This is a genomic window from Radiobacillus sp. PE A8.2 (assembly GCF_045635475.1).
Taxonomy (GTDB): Bacteria; Bacillota; Bacilli; order Bacillales; family Amphibacillaceae; genus JBJGXI01.
On sequence record NZ_JBJGXI010000059.1, the window covers coordinates 11,381 to 29,137 of the forward strand.

Annotated in this window: 17 protein-coding genes and 2 other annotated features; of the genes, 4 read left to right on the forward strand and 13 right to left on the reverse strand. The window is 38.9% G+C overall.

Annotated features, from left to right (window positions below; translation table 11 throughout):
• Nucleotides 1-111: 111 nt before the first annotated feature.
• Nucleotides 112-2,292, reverse strand: coding sequence for a DNA topoisomerase III (locus ACI6MV_RS22020; protein WP_407272486.1), 2,181 nt, complete (start codon nucleotides 2,290-2,292; stop codon nucleotides 112-114).
• Nucleotides 2,293-2,423: 131 nt separating this feature from the next.
• On the opposite strand from ACI6MV_RS22020, the gene ACI6MV_RS22025 reads away from it, so the two are divergent.
• Entirely contained in the window at nucleotides 2,424-3,020 is a 597-nt protein-coding gene (locus ACI6MV_RS22025; protein ID WP_407272487.1) for a Uma2 family endonuclease, read from the forward strand.
• A 41-nt stretch (nucleotides 3,021-3,061) separates the two neighbouring features.
• Here the strand turns inward: ACI6MV_RS22025 and ACI6MV_RS22030 are convergent, their stop codons facing one another.
• Together ACI6MV_RS22030 and ACI6MV_RS22035 are read right to left on the reverse strand one after the other, a co-directional pair.
• A complete protein-coding gene (locus ACI6MV_RS22030) occupies nucleotides 3,062-4,240 on the reverse strand; it encodes a hypothetical protein (RefSeq protein ID WP_407272488.1) in 1,179 nt (392 codons plus the stop codon).
• Entirely contained in the window at nucleotides 4,212-4,748 is a 537-nt protein-coding gene (locus ACI6MV_RS22035) for an RNA polymerase sigma factor (RefSeq protein ID WP_407272489.1), read from the reverse strand. The genes ACI6MV_RS22030 and ACI6MV_RS22035 overlap by 29 nt, the downstream gene beginning before the upstream one ends.
• A gap of 430 nt (nucleotides 4,749-5,178) precedes the next feature.
• On the opposite strand from ACI6MV_RS22035, the gene ACI6MV_RS22040 reads away from it, so the two are divergent.
• Together ACI6MV_RS22040 and ACI6MV_RS22045 are read left to right on the forward strand one after the other, a co-directional pair.
• On the forward strand, nucleotides 5,179-6,801 hold the full coding sequence (locus tag ACI6MV_RS22040; protein WP_407272490.1) for an ABC-F family ATP-binding cassette domain-containing protein: 1,623 nt from the start codon (nucleotides 5,179-5,181) through the stop codon (nucleotides 6,799-6,801).
• Between the two features lie 207 nt (nucleotides 6,802-7,008).
• Entirely contained in the window at nucleotides 7,009-8,379 is a 1,371-nt protein-coding gene (locus tag ACI6MV_RS22045) for an FAD-dependent oxidoreductase (RefSeq protein WP_407272491.1), read from the forward strand.
• 155 nt (nucleotides 8,380-8,534) lie between these two features.
• Here ACI6MV_RS22045 and ACI6MV_RS22050 read toward each other — a convergent pair whose 3' ends face one another.
• The 10 genes from ACI6MV_RS22050 to ACI6MV_RS22095 all read right to left on the reverse strand — a co-directional run bounded on the left by ACI6MV_RS22050 (nucleotide 8,535) and on the right by ACI6MV_RS22095 (nucleotide 17,374).
• The gene (locus tag ACI6MV_RS22050) at nucleotides 8,535-9,044 is read right to left on the reverse strand and encodes a phosphoribosylanthranilate isomerase (RefSeq protein WP_407272492.1); all 510 of its coding nucleotides are present in this window, start codon (nucleotides 9,042-9,044) and stop codon (nucleotides 8,535-8,537) included.
• A gap of 205 nt (nucleotides 9,045-9,249) precedes the next feature.
• On the reverse strand, nucleotides 9,250-10,044 hold the full coding sequence (trpA, locus tag ACI6MV_RS22055) for a tryptophan synthase subunit alpha (RefSeq protein WP_407272493.1): 795 nt from the start codon (nucleotides 10,042-10,044) through the stop codon (nucleotides 9,250-9,252).
• Entirely contained in the window at nucleotides 10,037-11,242 is a 1,206-nt protein-coding gene (gene trpB / locus ACI6MV_RS22060) for a tryptophan synthase subunit beta (protein ID WP_407272494.1), read from the reverse strand. Before trpB ends, trpA begins: the two co-directional genes overlap by 8 nt.
• A gap of 2 nt (nucleotides 11,243-11,244) precedes the next feature.
• On the reverse strand, nucleotides 11,245-11,862 hold the full coding sequence (locus ACI6MV_RS22065; protein WP_407272495.1) for a phosphoribosylanthranilate isomerase: 618 nt from the start codon (nucleotides 11,860-11,862) through the stop codon (nucleotides 11,245-11,247).
• Nucleotides 11,862-12,653 (reverse strand): indole-3-glycerol phosphate synthase TrpC, encoded by a 792-nt coding sequence (trpC, locus tag ACI6MV_RS22070; RefSeq protein ID WP_407272496.1) that lies wholly within the window; start codon nucleotides 12,651-12,653, stop codon nucleotides 11,862-11,864. Before trpC ends, ACI6MV_RS22065 begins: the two co-directional genes overlap by 1 nt.
• A gap of 3 nt (nucleotides 12,654-12,656) precedes the next feature.
• Entirely contained in the window at nucleotides 12,657-13,679 is a 1,023-nt protein-coding gene (gene trpD / locus ACI6MV_RS22075; RefSeq protein WP_407272497.1) for an anthranilate phosphoribosyltransferase, read from the reverse strand.
• Nucleotides 13,660-14,262: an anthranilate synthase component II gene (locus tag ACI6MV_RS22080; RefSeq protein WP_407272498.1), complete on the reverse strand. Its 603-nt coding sequence runs from the start codon at nucleotides 14,260-14,262 to the stop codon at nucleotides 13,660-13,662. Before ACI6MV_RS22080 ends, trpD begins: the two co-directional genes overlap by 20 nt.
• Nucleotides 14,243-15,655 carry an anthranilate synthase component I gene (gene trpE, locus ACI6MV_RS22085; protein ID WP_407272499.1) on the reverse strand — a complete coding sequence of 471 codons (1,413 nt, stop codon included), beginning with the start codon at nucleotides 15,653-15,655 and terminating at the stop codon, nucleotides 14,243-14,245. The genes ACI6MV_RS22080 and trpE overlap by 20 nt, the downstream gene beginning before the upstream one ends.
• Nucleotides 15,656-15,733: 78 nt before the next feature.
• Nucleotides 15,734-15,980 (reverse strand) — a binding site (T-box leader).
• 32 nt (nucleotides 15,981-16,012) lie between these two features.
• Nucleotides 16,013-16,263 (reverse strand) — a binding site (T-box leader).
• A 60-nt stretch (nucleotides 16,264-16,323) separates the two neighbouring features.
• Nucleotides 16,324-16,833, reverse strand: coding sequence for a hypothetical protein (locus tag ACI6MV_RS22090; protein WP_407272500.1), 510 nt, complete (start codon nucleotides 16,831-16,833; stop codon nucleotides 16,324-16,326).
• A gap of 4 nt (nucleotides 16,834-16,837) precedes the next feature.
• Nucleotides 16,838-17,374, reverse strand: coding sequence for a 3-dehydroquinate synthase II domain-containing protein (locus tag ACI6MV_RS22095; protein WP_407272501.1), 537 nt, complete (start codon nucleotides 17,372-17,374; stop codon nucleotides 16,838-16,840).
• 148 nt (nucleotides 17,375-17,522) lie between these two features.
• Here ACI6MV_RS22095 and ACI6MV_RS22100 point away from each other — a divergent pair, with 148 nt between their 5' ends.
• A complete protein-coding gene (locus tag ACI6MV_RS22100; protein ID WP_407272502.1) occupies nucleotides 17,523-17,666 on the forward strand; it encodes a hypothetical protein in 144 nt (47 codons plus the stop codon).
• The last annotated feature ends 91 nt before the right edge of the window (nucleotides 17,667-17,757 follow it).

A 17,757-nucleotide genomic window follows, 5' to 3' on the forward strand; every position in this document is an offset into this window, starting at 1 on the left:
ATCACTACTACGACGGATATCACTTCAATTATGAAGTTTAAAAAGCAACAAAACTGACGAAAAACCCTTAGAATAACAAAACCCTTGTCTCACACGACAAGGGTTTTTCAATTACTTATCCTTAAATTTTTTCAATGCTTCCGCTAAAGCATTATTAGTAAAATCATCGTCTTGTTTTTTCAAATACTTATTAACATCTTGCTTGGTTGCTTTGTTTCCTTGTTGCTTTTGTTTACGTTTATTAAATGCTGACAGTTTTTCTCTATGTCCACACACACAGGAGAATGTTTGGGCATCGCCTTCTCCACGCAACTCTAATTTCTTATGGCAGTTTGGACAGCGTGCGTTTGTTTTCTTGGCGATGTGTTTTCGCTCTCCACAAGATCGATCCTGACAAACGAGCATTTTACCTTTTTTGCCATTGATCTCTAGCATTAACTTTCCACACTCAGGACATTTGGTGCCAGTCATGTTGTCATGCTTAAACTTGTCTTCACTATTTTTTATTTCATGTACAATTGTTTTTGTATATCCTTTAATCTCATTAATGAAGCTAGCTTTATTAAGTTTACCATCCGCAATCGACGACAACTTCATTTCCCATTCCGCTGTTAAACTTGGCGATTTTAATTCGACAGGTACTAGATCAAGCAGTTGCTTACCTTTGGAGGTTAAATAAATATACTTTCCTTTTTTCTCGATCGAAAAGCTATTAAACAGTTTTTCGATAATATCGGCGCGTGTTGCTACCGTACCAAGACCACCAGTTTCGTTTAATGTTTTTGCGTGTTGCTTGTTTTGTTCTGTCATATATTTAGCCGGATTTTCCATAGCTTGTAACAACGTACCTTCTGTAAATCGCTCGGGTGGTTTCGTTTGGCCAGTTGTTAGTGAAACTTTTAAATTGGACAACTTTTCACCTTTGTTTGTTGCTGGTAGTGTTTGATCGTCGTTGTCATCTTGGTCGTCTTCGTAGCGATTATTATAAATTTCTTTCCAGCCTTGCTTCAATATGTTTTTTCCTTTAGCTGTAAAGCGCTCCCCTTCAACCAGAACGGTAATTGTTGTTTGCTCGTACTCAAAAGCAGGAGACAGTACAGCCATAAAACGTTTCACGACAAGGTCGTAGATTTTACGTTCTTTGTCATCTAAATTCGAAAGCACAACCCGCTGCTCTGTCGGGATAATCGCATGGTGGTCAGAAACTTTGTTATTATCAACAAAAGCTTTACTCGTTTTTATCGGACTTTTTAATATTTTACTTGCCGATTTTGCATATTGATCGATACCAGCAGCTTCCAAGCGATCTTTTAATGTTGGTACAATATCAGTTGAGATATACCTTGAATCTGTACGTGGATACGTTAGAATTTTATGACGTTCATACAGCTTCTGCATAATCTGTAATGTTTGTTTGCCTGAGTAGCCAAAGATTCGGTTGGCATCTCGCTGTAGCTCGGTTAGATCGTACAACTGTGGGGCATGGCTTTTTTTATGCTTTTTATCGACTTCACTAACTTGTGCCGACTTATTGTTTAACTTCTGCACAAGTTGCTCCGCTTTTTGCTTCGAAAAAATTCTCGTATTATTTGATTGTTTATCCTGCCAAGTTAATGTATAGCCGTTCTCTGTTTTTGCTTTGATTCCGTAAAAATCTTGCGGCTGAAACTGATTTATTTCTGCTTCTCTTGCTGCAATCATTTCTATCGTTGGTGTTTGCACACGGCCACTAGAAAGCTGGGCATTGAACTTCGTTGTTAGTGCACGGGTAGCATTTAAGCCAACATACCAGTCTGCTTCTGAGCGCGCGACTGCGGAAGCATATAAATTTTCATAGTTCTTCCCTGGCTGTAAGTTTTTAAAGCCATCACTGATTGCTTTATCTGTTACAGATGAAATCCACAAACGCTTCACCGGTTTGTTAACGCGTGCTTTTTCAATAATCCAACGAGCAACAAGCTCCCCTTCTCGTCCGGCATCTGTAGCGATGACAATGTTACTTACATCTTTACGTGTTAACTGGGACTTTACTGCATTAAATTGCTTACCTGTTTTTTTAATCACTACTAATTTAAGTTGCGACGGAAGCATCGGTAATTCTTCTAACTTCCAGTGTTTATATTTATCATCATAGACTTCTGGATCTGCTAATGTTACCAAATGACCCAGCGCCCAGGTAACTATGTATTGTGAACCTTCTAAATAGCCATTACCTTTTTGGTTACATTTGAGAACACGGGCAATATCCCTACCAACAGATGGCTTCTCGGCTAGTACTACTGTTTTACTCATGGATTCCATTCCTTTCGAATCTTACTTCCTTAACTTTAACACAAAATTACGTTACGGATGAAATTGATCGGCTAATGACTGAAACAAGAATGCGTTTTACTGTGGTATACTTAAAAAAGGAGGGTTATATCATGCGTGACAAGAAAAACAATGATTTTCTAAAGTCAAATAAACTTAAAGAAAATGGACTCACGTATGATGATTATGCTTCTTTAGATGATGATAATCGCTATGAATTAGTAGGTGGCCACCTAGAGCTATTGAGCCCTGCTCCAACTGTTATTCATCAGTTAGTTAGCTCCGAAATGCACAAAATTATTACGGCAAGTTGTGAATTGAACTACATTACTTTGTATGCCCCTATTGATGTCATATTGTCTTCTACAGAAGTGCGGCAGCCTGATCTTGTTCTAGTTGATCGACAACGCATGAGTATCTTAAGTAAACGTGGAATTGAGGGTGCGCCAGATCTTGTAATTGAGATTCTTTCTCCTTCCACTATAAAACGGGATAAACTTGATAAGTTGAAAACTTATGCCTTTTATCAGATTCCTGAATATTGGATTGTTGATCCAGAGGTAGGAATATTAGAAGCATATACCCTTAACCAAAAGCGGTATCAACTTACTAATATTTTTCAAGGAACAGAACTTGTAACTTCTCCTACCATTACATGCGTTTCCTTTACCATGGATGCTATCATGAAAAATATTCCAAAATTACAATAAGAGGTCACCACCTCAAAATAGGATAGTGACCTCTAATACTACTAAATCGTCCATTGATCATTAACAACTGCAACTAGCTTCCACACATCATTTTCTTTTTCATAAATGAGATATAAGCTGTTCCAATCCATGCCTCCGTATTCCTCTGATCCTTCATTATAGTATTCTACCCAGGATGCATTCGGAAATGTTTCTTCTATATTATTAATTAGGTTTCCACGATTCTGTATTTCATTAATAGTAAGTTGATCGGGATTAAGCAGTGCCTCTGCCTTTACGAATGAATCAAAATATTCAGAAGCTGTTAAATCGATTGGCTCTCCACTTCCATCATAAGTACCCCAGTGGTAAACTTGATCAGCATTTAAGAGATTAGCCACTTCGTCTTGGTTAAAACGCAATGCTTCTGACTCAATGTGCACATACGGAGAGAGTAATAATCCTCTTTCCTTATGAACGTAGTTCGCTAGCGTATCCATATCTCGCTCCGCTAAAGCCTCCATTGTTTCCTGCGCTACCTCTTCCATCGATTTTGGTTGCTGAGATTGCTCGTTTTCTGGTTCATCTTCTTCATCGATATTTTCTTCGTCATCAGGTTCTGTTACAGGTTCCTCATTCTCTTCTGGCGGATTTTCTTCCTCCATATAGTCTTCGGTAAAGAACGAAGCAATCAATTCATCGATAAGTTGTTGGTCTACAGTGTACGTCTGATCACCAATCAACAACACATTTTCACTGTTGTACCGGATCGTTTCTACTAGTTGCTGGTTTTCTCCATAGAGAAGGAACGTGATATCAAACATCAATTCATTTGCATCAAGGTCAACGGCTTCGATCGTATTGATCATCGTTTCAAAGCGTTCAAGTATAGCTGTGTCACTTGCAGTATAGGTTTCTACTCCTTGATCAGTTTCTGCTGTCGCTTTGATCTCTGTATAGTCTTCTTGAATCACGTCTGCTGTCGGTTGCTCGACAATATTCCTGAATTGGTTATCAAGTAAAGTAGATGAAAACAGTATTGCAAATAACCCTACCGCTACTAATGCCCCTATTCCGATGAAGACGGGTTGAAGCTTTGAACGAGTTGGTCGTTTTCTCGTTCTAGACCTTGAGCTTCGACTGTTTAGCATGTGCTGTATCTCCTCCTTCTTTTGTTTGTTTACGCTCGGTTTTGGCATATTTTTTAATTGCTCATCGATATTCGGAAAATTCTTCTCCATCGCTCTCCCACCCCCCTAGCTGCTGTATTAGTGCTCGTCGCGCCCTCGTTTGTGTGGATCTAACCTTACTCTCACTCCACGATAAAATTTCGGCTGTTTCCTTAATTGACAGTTCTTTGATACCTCTTAGAATAAGCACCTCTTGATAGTTGGATTTTAACGACTGAATTGCACGCGAGATACGCTGTGCTTCTTCATTGCCATAAAAAATCGATTCTGGTGTATCCGTTGACGGTATATCTAGTGTGCCGTCAAAAGAAAGAAGATCTGCCCTTTTTCGGGATTTCCTTTTGCGAAATTCATCATTCGCCACATTACGGGCGACACTATACAACCATGTTCTTGGACTTGATTGATATTGAAATTTATCAGCAGCTTTAAATGCTTTTAAGAAAACCTCCTGCACTAAGTCCTCTGCATCTTTTGGGCCAACTCGATATAGTAAAAAATGATAAATATCATCTCCATACTGATCAAACCAATCTGATACGATGTCATTACCGGGCACTTGTTCTCACCTCCAAGGTTTTCAATTTATTAGACGTATAAGTTTAAAAAAGATCGCTAATTTTCTAAAAAACTTATTAATTGGGCCTCAATGGGTTGGACAAAAAACAGTATACCCTTGAGGTGTGCTCTTTTCGTTAGCTAGCTATTTTATTAATACTGCAGATTTATTTGTGCAATTATTCAGCCCTATCAGTCAACTCATCCATAGTACCAAAGTGCCTTCCACTTCCTTATACTTATTATATAAATAGCTCTGTTACTAGCACAAGCATTTGGCTTTGTTTTAAGAATTTTACATACAATTTATCCTTTTCAACAGGATCTGACAAAAACAGATACGCTGCAATTGTCCCTATCCATTGACTTCATAGTCTTTTTCGCTTAAGCTAAGCTTTGATTACGTATTTTTTTGGAGGAATAACAAATATATGTTACAAGCAACTAATGTTAGTTTACGATATGGCGATAAAAAATTGTTCGAGGACGTTAACATCAAGTTCAACGCTGGTAATTGCTACGGTCTAATCGGTGCCAATGGTGCAGGAAAATCAACATTTCTTAAGGTTCTTTCTGGAGAAGTAGAACCTCAGTCTGGAAATGTTGCGCTTGGTAAAGATGAGCGACTAGCAATTCTAAAACAGGACCACTTTGAGTACGAGGAATACGAAGTTCTTAAAACGGTTATTATGGGCCATGAACGTTTGTATGAAATTATGGAAGAAAAAGATGCCATCTATATGAAGGGCGATTTTACCGAAGAAGACGGTATGAAAGCTGCTGAACTAGAAGGTGAATTTGCTGAGCTGAACGGTTGGGAAGCAGAATCTGATGCTGCCGTTTTACTCAAAGGGTTAGGCATCGGGGAATCACTTCACACGAAAAAAATGGCTGATTTAAATGGTTCAGATAAAGTTAAAGTATTACTCGCTCAAGCATTGTTCGGCAACCCAGATATTCTTTTACTTGATGAGCCTACCAACCACTTAGATATTAACGCGATACAATGGTTAGAAGAGTTTTTGATTAACTTCGATAACACAGTTATTGTTGTATCCCATGACCGTCACTTTTTGAATAAGGTTTGTACACATATTGCTGATGTTGATTTTGGGAAAATCCAAATTTATGTTGGTAACTATGATTTCTGGTACGAATCCAGCCAATTAGCACTGCGGATGGCAAGGGAACAGAATAAGAAAAAAGAAGAGAAAATTAAAGAGTTACAGAACTTCGTTGCCCGCTTTAGTGCCAATGCATCGAAATCAAAACAAGCTACATCTCGTAAGAAAATGCTTGAAAATATTACACTTGACGATATTAAACCGTCATCTCGTAAATACCCTTATGTCGCATTTACACCTGAGCGCGAAATCGGTAATGACCTATTGCGTGTCGAAGGTATTTCAAAAACAATTGACGGTGTAAAAGTATTAAATAAGGTTAGCTTTATCATGAATAAGGACGACAAAATTGCCTTAGTTGGTAAAGACGAAATTGCTAAAACGACATTGCTTCGTATATTAATTGGTGAACTTGAGCCAGATGAAGGAAAATATACGTGGGGTGTGACAACTTCTCAATCTTATTTCCCAAAAGACAATGCAGAGTTTTTTGAGGAAAGTGAATTAACACTTGTTGAGTGGTTACGCCAATTCTCTCCTGAAGATCAAACAGAAACATTTTTACGCGGATTTTTAGGAAGAATGTTATTCTCTGGTGAGGAAGCGTTAAAGAAAGCGAACGTTCTTTCCGGAGGGGAAAAAGTGCGTTGTATGCTATCAAAAATGATGTTAAGCAATGCGAACGTGCTATTGTTAGACGAACCTACGAACCACTTAGATTTGGAATCAATTACTGCTGTTAATAACGGTTTAATTAACTTTAAGGGATCTATTTTGTTTACATCCCATGACCAACAATTTGTAAATAGTATTGCAAATCGATTAATTGAAATTACACCAACTGGCATTGTTGACAAAGAAATGAGCTACGACGAGTATGTAGCTGATAAAAAGCTTCAGAAACAAATTGAAGCAATGTATGTTAGCTAAATTATAACGACCAAACGTATGGATGCACCCTTGTGTCCATGCGTTTTTTTATTCTCTTCGAACATTTCGTCTGTGACACATTTGTGAAATTAATCACATTATACTTGTAGTTTTTGAAACCAAGTGGTATAGTAAGTTTACAAATTATTTATGTGAATAACATCACAATATATGTGAAATAATGAACTTAATTGGAGGATGATTTACATGAAAGTAGCAGTTATTGGTTGTACACATGCCGGAACAGCAGCAATCTCAAATATATTAGCCATGTATCCAGAAGCACAAATTGATGTTTTTGAAAAAAATGATAATGTTTCGTTTTTATCTTGCGGGATTGCTTTATATGTAGGTGGAGTTGTGAAAGATGCAGCCGGTTTATTTTATGCCTCTGTAGATCAGTTTAAAAAACAAGGTGTGCGCATGCATATGAGGCATGAAGTTACATTATGCGATACGCAAAATAAACAAGTTCAAGCAAAAGATTTACGCACTGGCGTCGTGAAAAATTATACGTTTGATAAGCTAATTATTACAACTGGTTCTTGGCCAATTACGCCACCAATTCCAGGTCGAGAGTTAGACAATGTGTTATTATGCAAAAACTTTGACCATGCCAAAGAAATTATCCGTCGTGCCGAATCAGCTCAGAAGGTAGTTGTTGTCGGGGCCGGCTATATCGGCGTTGAGCTCGTAGAGGCATTTGAAGAAGGCGGTAAAGAGGTTACCTTAATCGACAGTGAATCTCGTATTTTAAATCGTTACCTTGACGAAGCTTTTACAACACCTGTGGAAGAAACGTTTGTACAACGTGGAATTACGTTAGCGTTGGATCAAACTGTTTCAGCTTTTGCAGGAGAAGGGCACGTTGAAAAAGTAATCACGAACAAAGGTGAATATGATGCAGACCTTGTCGTCATGTGTATCGGCTTCAGGCCAAACACGGGAATTGTAAAAGGACAAGTAGATATGCTTGATAATGGTGCGATTATCGTCGATCGCTACATGCAGACAAGTGTACAAGATGTGTATGCTGCCGGTGACTGCTGTGCCGCACCTTACAATCCAACACAGCAAGCAGCATATATTCCACTAGCAACAAATGCTGTAAGAATGGGAACTTTAGTAGCTCAAAACTTAGTACGTCCTGTGTTACCACACCCTGGTACACAAGGAACATCTGGTTTGAAAATATATCAACATAACATCGCGTCAACAGGGTTAACCGAAACAGCAGCACAGTTAGCAGGGTTAGCTGTATCAAGTGCTTATTTAGAAGATAATTATCGACCTGAATTCATGCCTGATAATAGCGTTATTCAAATAAAAATCGTATATGAAAACACTACCCATCGCGTTTTAGGTGCGCAAGTAATTTCAGATACCGATTTTACACAGGCGATCAATACGTTAAGTGTGGCGATTGCAAATGGCATGACAATCGAACAGCTAGCATTAACAGATTTCTTTTTCCAACCTCACTATAATAAACCTTGGAACTTCATCAACCAAGTTGCGCTTAACGCAATGACGAATGAAGCAAAACAAGTTCAAGGAAGAGAATCGGTATTAGTTTAAGAAACATAAGTCAATGGACAACAGTCTGTTGGCTTTTCTCTTCCCTATATAAAAAACAATTTCATTTCACTGATTTTTTTGCTATCCGCCTCCACATATAGTAGGATTAAACCGTCTCCTAACTATGTGTAGATGCAGATAGCTGTATAAGGTAATTATGAAATTGATCCATATATCATATTTTTTAAGTGTTTTATTTTTTCAATATCCTTATTATTATTTTTATCCGCTCGATAACTATCTTTAGATGAAGACTCGTAAACACATAAATATTGCTTAGGATTTAACAAATAATATTTTACGTCTCCATTTATATATATTTCTAAATCCTTTAATTGTACTTTTGCGAAATTTGGTAAAGTGTCGATAATACCAAACTCAACTGACAGTTTGCTTTTAGAGAACTCATGTTCATGCAAATCAATTAAGCTATATTCCATTGAACTCATAATTTTAACTATATCATTCCAGTTATGTATAGATAATTCGGCCGGCACCTGCCACCCTCTTTTATCACCAGGCACATGTATATCTAAGTCCTTTGCGCCCCAATTATTTCCTGTAACTATTTCTAAACCAACAGATCCCATTAACAAAGGAATAATTTTAATCTCATTTAGTTCTTTAGCAATTTTAATAAATTCATCAAACTTATGATTATCCATTAAACCTCTCTCTCCTTTCGCTGCCCTTCCAGTTTAAGTAAAGTACTCACTTCGCTCTATTGTAAATTAATTTCAAAACCAAAAGAATAAGCAGACCACACAATCGGGCCTGCTAATCTCTTTGAGTATTCAAGTGTTACAAGGTGTTATTTTATTACGAATACTGTCTTCAAAATACCCACGCTCACCAAGCTCACTAACTATTTTAACTCTTAGCATTCTCCGTTAATTTCGCCGCTTGGATCAACGCTCGAATCGTTTCTGTGTCACCATGATGCAACCGATCGACAATTTTACTTCCAACGATTACACCATCACAGCTCGCACTTAATTCTTTAACTTGCTCTGGTGTTGATACACCAAATCCAGCTAGAACCGGAACGTTACTAATTGCTTTCAGGTCTTGTAGGTGTTGTGCTAAGTTGTCTTTATACGTTGTGCGCGCTCCTGTTGTACCTGTAACGGCAACAGCGTACAAGAAGCCTTCTGTTCGTTTCGCAATTTCTGTTAAACGCTCTGTGTTACTTGTTAATGCCGCTAGTCGGATAAGCGCAATCTCATGCTCTTTTAAATCTTTTGCTATTAGGTTTTCTTCTTCTAAAGGTAAATCCGGGATAATTAGGCCATCTACGCCTGCTTCCTGACATTGTTTCGCAAATGCTGTTACGCCAAACGCATGAATTGGATTAATATAAGTCATTAGTACGACTGGAATTGTGCGTTTCTCTCGGAATCTTTTCAGCTCTGCTAGAACAGACCGTAAGCTAACGCCTTGTGCTAATGCACGGAGACCTGCTTCTTGAATCGTTGGTCCATCTGCAACTGGATCTGAAAATGGAATACCAAGCTCAACAACCGTTGCTCCACTTTCCTCTAAAAAGTTCAAACGCTCTTCTAATACATCCAAACCACCGTCACCAGCCATGATATATGGAACAAATGCTTTGTTGCCAGCCTCTAGTACTTGCTTGAATGCAGCATCTAATTTTGCCTTACCCATTCGTTTCCCCTCCTAGCGCTTCTCTTACAGCTTCCACATCTTTATCACCACGGCCTGATAAACAAATCACAAGGATCTCCTCTTCGTTCATCTGCTTGGCAAGTTTCATCGTATACGCAATCGCATGCGCACTTTCCAAAGCTGGAATAATACCTTCTGTCTTTGATAAATTTTGCAGTCCTTCAAGTGCTTCTTCATCAGTGATCGAATCATAAACAACACGATCAATTTCCTTCAAGTGACTGTGCTCTGGTCCAACTCCAGGATAATCTAATCCTGCTGAAATCGAATGTGCCTCTTGGATTTGGCCGTCAACATCTTGTAGCAAGTAAGTCATTGTACCGTGCAAAATACCTTGTTGTCCATAAGTGAGCGTTGCGGCGTGCTTGCCTGTTTCCACACCAGCCCCGCCTGCTTCAACTCCATAAAGTTTCACTTGTTTATCATCAACAAATGGGTAGAACATTCCCATCGAGTTACTTCCGCCACCGATGCAAGCAACAACAGCATCTGGAAGCCGTCCTTCTTGGTCTAGCATTTGTTTTTTCGTCTCACTACCGATCACACTTTGAAAATCACGGACAATTTGCGGAAATGGATGTGGACCTACTACCGATCCGATAATATAATGTGTATCTTCTACATTTGATACCCAGTAACGCAATGCTTCATTTACTGCATCTTTTAAGGTACCACTGCCTTGGTCAACACTTTCTACACGTGCACCTAGAAGTTCCATCCGAAATACGTTAAGCTTTTGTCTGCGAATATCTTCTTTCCCCATGAAAACAACACATTCTAATCCTAGCAACGCGCAAACAGTTGCGGTTGCTACACCGTGCTGTCCTGCACCAGTTTCAGCAACCACTTTCTTTTTGCCCATTCTGAGTGTTAGCAATGCTTGCCCAAGCGCATTATTGATTTTATGAGCTCCTGTGTGGTTTAGATCTTCACGTTTCAAGTATATTTTAGGTCCACCAAGCTGCTTACTAAAATTTTCGGCGTAATACAGTGGTGTTTCTCTGCCTACATATTGTTTAAAATAATAATCTAATTCTTCTACAAATGCAGGATCATTGATTGCCTCCTTGTATGCTTGTTCTAGTTCCAAAACCGCTGGCATCAGTGTTTCAGGTACGAACCTACCTCCATAAGAGCCAAAGTGTCCCTGTTCGTTCGGTTGTGTATATGTTGTCATTTTCAGTCACCATCCTTGATAGACTTTGCCTTTGTAATAAAAGCAGTTATTTTATCCAAATCCTTTTGTCCATTTGTCTCTACTCCACTGGAAACATCTACACCGTCTGGATTAACTTCTGCTAAAGCTTGCTGCACATTTTGTTCATGCAGACCACCAGCTAGTAAGATCTTCCCTTTTAAATTTGGCATGTGTTTTGCCAGAGTCCAATCAAATTTGTCTCCATTACCGCCACGATACTTACCTGCTGGACTATCTAATAAATAATATTCACAAGCATAATTTTCGAGGACATCAAGGTCATCTTTTGATCTAACTTGAAATGCTTTTATAATTGGAAAATCTAGTTGTTCGCAAAACGCTGGTGATTCATCTCCGTGTAGCTGTACATAATCCAATCCCACCGTAGTTGCTATGTGATGAATCGTATCTACTGTTTCATTTACGAATACGCCAACTTTTTTCACATCTGCCGGTATGTGCGCCGCCACTTTTTTGGCTTGTTGAACATCAATTCGGCGCTTGCTATCTGCGAAAACAAATCCGATAAAATCAGCACCTGCGTTTGCAGCGTGCTTGGCAGCATCAATTGTTGTAATACCACAAATTTTAACCTTCATTACCGGTTCTCCTTTTGCTCAAAAGGAATGCTTAATTGATCAAACGTTGCTTGTAAATTTCCTGAACGCATCATCGTCTCGCCGACTAAAATACCCTTTACTCCAAATGATACCATTCTTTCCACATCAAGCGTCGTTTTAAATCCACTTTCACTAATCAGCAATGTGTCAGGTTTTTTAATTAGCTGTGACAATCGTTCTGTTATTGCCAAATCTACCTCAAACGTTTTTAAATTACGATTATTCACACCAATTATGTTGGCTTGTAAATCATTTGCAACCGCCATTTCCTCTTCGTTGTGCACTTCGAACAGTACCTCAAGGTTTTGTTGTGTTGCATAATCATACAATTCTTGTAATCGTGATTTTGGTAGAGCAGCGGCAATGAGTAGAATTAGATTCGCCCCATAGTCCTTAGCACGATCAATTTGAATTTCATCAATAATAAAATCTTTATTTAATAGTGGAACATCTACCACTTCTCTGACTGCTTGTAAATCTGCCATCGTCCCTTTGAAAAAAGGCTGATCGGTTAGGACTGAAATAGCACCCGCACCATATGCTTGATATTGTTTCCCTTGCTTTGGAGGATCTACATTTTCATTAATGATCCCTTTCGACGGTGAAGCTCGTTTAATTTCAGCAATTATACTCATTTTATCGGATTGTATAAAGCTATCATAAAGTGACGCTGAGATTATTTTATCTAGCTTTTGCCCTTTTTGGTAGCTTTGCTTTAAGCTTGCAACCTCTTCGGCTTTTGCTGCTAGAATTTTATCAAGAATTGTCATGTTCTACACCTCTTGCTTCTTTTGGTTACTATAATCAATTAATTTTTCTAACTTTGATAATGCTGCACCTGAATCAATACTTTCTCGAGCAAGTGCTACCCCTTCTTGTACCGTACCTGCTTTCCCATTAGCAAAGATGCCCAGGCCCGCATTCATAATTACCGTGTCTCGGTATGCACCTTTTTCTCCTTTTAACACATCGCGCAAGATGGCTGCATTTTGACTTGAATCTCCACCTTTGATCTGCTCATTATCATACACTGGTAATCCAACTTCTTCGGGATGAAGTGTAAACCGGATAATCTCGCCTCTTTCTAACAATACAAGGTGATTGTCTCCTGCCAATGATGCTTCATCCATATGGCCTGCTCCATTTATAATTAAAGCTCGCTTTCTTCCTAAACGATGGAGGGCATCTGCCATCATCTCTAGCATATCACGACGGTAAAGTCCTAGCAGTTGGGTTTGCAGTTCAACCGGGTTGGTAAGCGGTCCGATTAAGTTGAAAATTGTTGGGATTCTTAATTGCTTTCGAACACCCATAATCCGTTTCAATGCGGGGTGAACGTGTGGAGCAAATAGAAAAGCAATGCCGTTTTCTTTTAATATTTCAAAAGTTTGTTCGCTCGTTAACGACAACGAGACTCCCAAATTCTCCAACACATCCGCACTTCCTGTTTTACTAGAAACACTGCGATTTCCATGTTTTGCGACCGTAATTCCGGCACCTGCAATAACGAAGGCTGACGTTGTACTAATGTTAAAGCTTTGCGACCCATCTCCACCGGTTCCACAGTTATCCATCACATCACTGAAGGTACTAGGTAACGCCACCGATTTTTCACGAATCACATTGACTAGGCCAGCTATCTCATCTGCAGTTTCACCTTTGACTTTTAATCCTGTCAAAAATGCGCCAACTTCTGTGTCACTAATCTCATCTGAAAACATTAATTGCGCTGCCGCTTCCATTTCTTCCATCGTTAACGCTTCTTGCTTAATAAGTTTATCGAGAAACTGTTTCATAGGAATGCTCCTTTCTAATTGCCGTGAAAAAGTTTTTCAAAATCGTTTTCCCATCACCAGTTCCGATTGATTCGGGGTGGAATTGCAAGCCATAGATGGGAAGTTTGTTATGCTTAACTGCCATTATTTCATTATCGTCCATTGCTGTTGCAGTAACTTGTAACTCCGTTGGCAGATTGTCTTTTTTAATTACGAGCGAGTGATATCGCATTACCTCAAGTGGCTGTGTTAAATAGTTAAAAATCTCATCATTTTTATGCTTCAGCATCGATGTTTTTCCGTGCTTGATTTGCTTTGCGTGAACAATCTCTCCACCAAATGCTGCGCCAATTGCTTGGTGCCCTAAGCAAATTCCGAGAATCGGATATTCCTCGCCGAGCTGTTTGACAACGTCAATACATATACCCGCTTCTTGCGGTGTTCCAGGCCCCGGCGATAAAATAATTGCCTCTGGATTAAGCTTCCGTATATCGTCAATCGTTAAGCGGTCATTACGTACAACCTTTACTTGCTTACCTAACTCCGAGACATATTGAAACAAGTTGTATGTGAAAGAATCATAATTATCGATTAACAGTATCATTGGTACTTACCTCCAATAGTGATTTCGCTTTATTTAATGTTTCCTGATATTCCGCAGCAGGGTCTGAATCATAAACAATGCCAGCACCTGCCTGCACGTAAGCCTGTTGATCTTTTATTACTAATGTACGAATGGCTAACGCGAGATCAACATCACCGTTCATGTTCAAATAGCCAACCGCACCGGCATATACCCCGCGTTTTTGATTTTCCAGTTCATTTATAATTTGCATTGCTCGAATCTTCGGTGCACCTGATACGGTTCCTGCTGGTAACGTTGATATTAAGGCATCGATACCAGTGTAATCTGCGGTTAGTTGACCTTGTACTTCGGACACGATATGCATCACGTGCTGGTAACGTTCAATCGTCATATATTTCGGAATTGTTATACTTCCGATCTCACATACCCGGCCTAAATCATTCCGACTAAGATCAACTAGCATCTTGTGTTCCGCTAATTCCTTTTCATCCGCTAACAACTCTTCTCCTAGATCAATATCTTCTTGCTTTGTTTTCCCTCTTGGTCTCGTACCGGCAATTGGATTCGTAATTACCTGTTTCCCTTTTGTTTTAATTAAACTTTCCGGTGATGCACCTAAGACAATATAATCCTCGAAATCGATATAAAACATATATGGAGATGGGTTAGCACGTCTTAAGCTCCGGTAAAATGTAAATGGATCGGTATCAAAGCTAGCTTTCATCCGTTGGGATAAAACAACTTGAAAAATGTCTCCATCGGTTATGTGCTGCTTTGCTGTTTCTACCATCTCCATAAATTTCTGTTTCGTGATCGATGGTTCAAACGTTACTTTTACTGCTGGTTGGTCTTGTTCCGCTGTTTGCGTGGCGATATCTTCGTGCAATGCCTGCAACCGCTGTTCTAACTGTTGCTCTGTTTGTTCACCGTCTAAGTTAATTGCCAATACGGTTACACTTTGTTTATGGTGATCAAAGACAATCACATCCTGATAAAACATAAGGTGAACTTCTGGCATTTCAATTTCATCATCGTTTATTTTGCCAATTTCTTCGTATTGTCGAATCGCGTCATAACCGATATAGCCAATCGCACCGCCGTAAAAGGCAAAATCCAATGGAAGTGTTTTTTTCGGCATATGTTTTTTTAATACTTCAAGCGGCTTACCTGTTTCCGTTTCTGTGCGTCCGTCTGCGACATATTGGACCGTCGTTTCATTGCCAGAGCCAATCAATTCTTTATATGGGTTAATACCGATAAACGAATAACGGCTTTTCTCACCGTGTGCTGCAGAACTTTCCAACAAAAACTTTTTCCGACCTTTAATACGTTGAAACACTAGAATCGGAGTGAGTACATCTCCGTTTAACTGAATACTTTTGTACGATACCGATGCCGTTGTTTGATTCATTTTCATTCTCCTCTATTTATGATTAAAGATATTTTTTTATAATAAAAAAAGTCCCCTATCCACATCATCATGACGTAGATAGGGGACGGTTATATGTTACCGCGGTGCCACCTCTATTGAAGGAATAATCCTTCCTCTTTGGTAGTGATTATTTGTAAAAAAATTATCACCTTCCCGATAACGGGGGATACCGTTTCACCCTACTTTAATTGGTTCAGGTGATCTCTCCGAAGTCCATTCCGCCAATCTAGCTTACCGGATTTCCAGCAACACCGGTTCTCTGTAAAACATCAATTAGCGTACTATTCTTCATCAACGATTTTATATTTTTAGGTAAACAAAAAGGGCTCCACATCCGAAAAGGACGAGGAAACCCGTGGTACCACCTTAATTAGCTGCACAGCAGCTCACTTAATCGTATCAAGTATGTTTATACTTTAATACTAGTCTCAGGTAACGATGAGACAAATCGCCAAAGCCTACTATTCAAAGTGAAGTTCGGTTTGGAGGCTCGGAAGTCCATTCACCCATAAGTATCACACTGGTTTGCACCACCACCAGCTCTCTTTAGAGTCTTATGCGTTACTACTCTTCGTCAATGCCAACACGTTTTAGTTTAGTTGCTTATTATCATAGTATGCAGGGAATGTTTTGTCAATGCTTTAATTTTAAATTTTTAAATTTTCAATCATTTCTCCAATATTTATTTGCGCTTTTTCAGTTAGCAACCAGGAATGCTTAATATTGTATGGATAAACCCAATTTTGCTTATGAGCAGCTAACTTTCTACTCGTCATGTCAATATTAGATGCATACCAAAATGCCTGCCAAATGAATTTCGAACAATAATTATGATGAATCGTATCTAGCCGTGGATGAAAAAGATACGAGGTTACTTGTTCAATATTTCGCGCCGCCCAATCAGCTGCTTCAAGAGCACCTTTGCGTGGTCGAAGGATTGTCATCGTCCCTCCAAACTTATGCCTCGTCAAATATCTGTCTACAGTTTCTGAAAATCCACCTTTCGGGTGTGAATGATGAATGTTTAACCGTGGGCCAACAATTGCAACATGACCAACTAGAAATGTTGACCAGCCTTTGGAAGAATACAAAATATCACCTGGAGCTAATTCTAATTTACTACTTGACGATAAATCTGTAGTGACCATAGTACCCACCTTATTATATCTCCCATATCTCTTCTTCAATCTTTTTACCAAGATGACGGCCAGGTTCATCTGGCAGACAAAGGATCTTATCACCTAGCTCAAGTGTTTCAACGGATTGCGCTAGCTTATTCGATAATACATGAACACTGTCAGATGCTTGTAATGTTGCTGAAATTTCTTTATCAGCTATTTTGCAAACCACTCGGATCAGTTCCCTTTTCTCTGCTTTTACTCGCCCGACAGCTACCATTCTTGCCTGGCCTTTATTCACGATTGGCAATCTCATTCCTGGCTTCATTTCTGATAAATAAATGGTTTGTTCCTCACCCAAATATATATACTGATGCAATGCTCCGCAATTTATCCGAAACGGCCGTGCTGGATACGTTTTTGTTGATCTATTTTCAGAAAGTACCATCAAATATCCATGTCCTGTATTTCCAACCAATGCGCCTTCAAGTGGGTCTAAGTTGTCGACAACGTCAATACATATTCTCGTTCCGATGCCAACCTTTTCAATTTTAATTACTTCTGCTTCTTGAATATTCATCGTCCTGAGTATCCCCCAATTCTGTGTAATTATATTGGAATAAAAAAAGTTTTATAATGGTTAAAATTACTTGTAGTAAATCATAGTCAATATTATGTACAATGTAAAATAGATAGATTACTAGTGCGTGTAAAAGGGGGGATTTGTGATGAGGAAATTACTATTGGTGTTATTTCTTCTTTTAATATCAAGCTTAGGTGTTGTAGGGTTTATTGCAGGTACTGATGATAACAATATCGAAGTTGAACAGCAAAGCCCTCTAAACAGTGAAACGATTAAATTAGTGCAATAACAAACAAAGACTTTTTTCTAAAAGATTGTTGTTTTGCGGAAAATAGCTAGTATGCGTCTTAACGTAGTGCACGTGATTTCCGCTCCAGGCT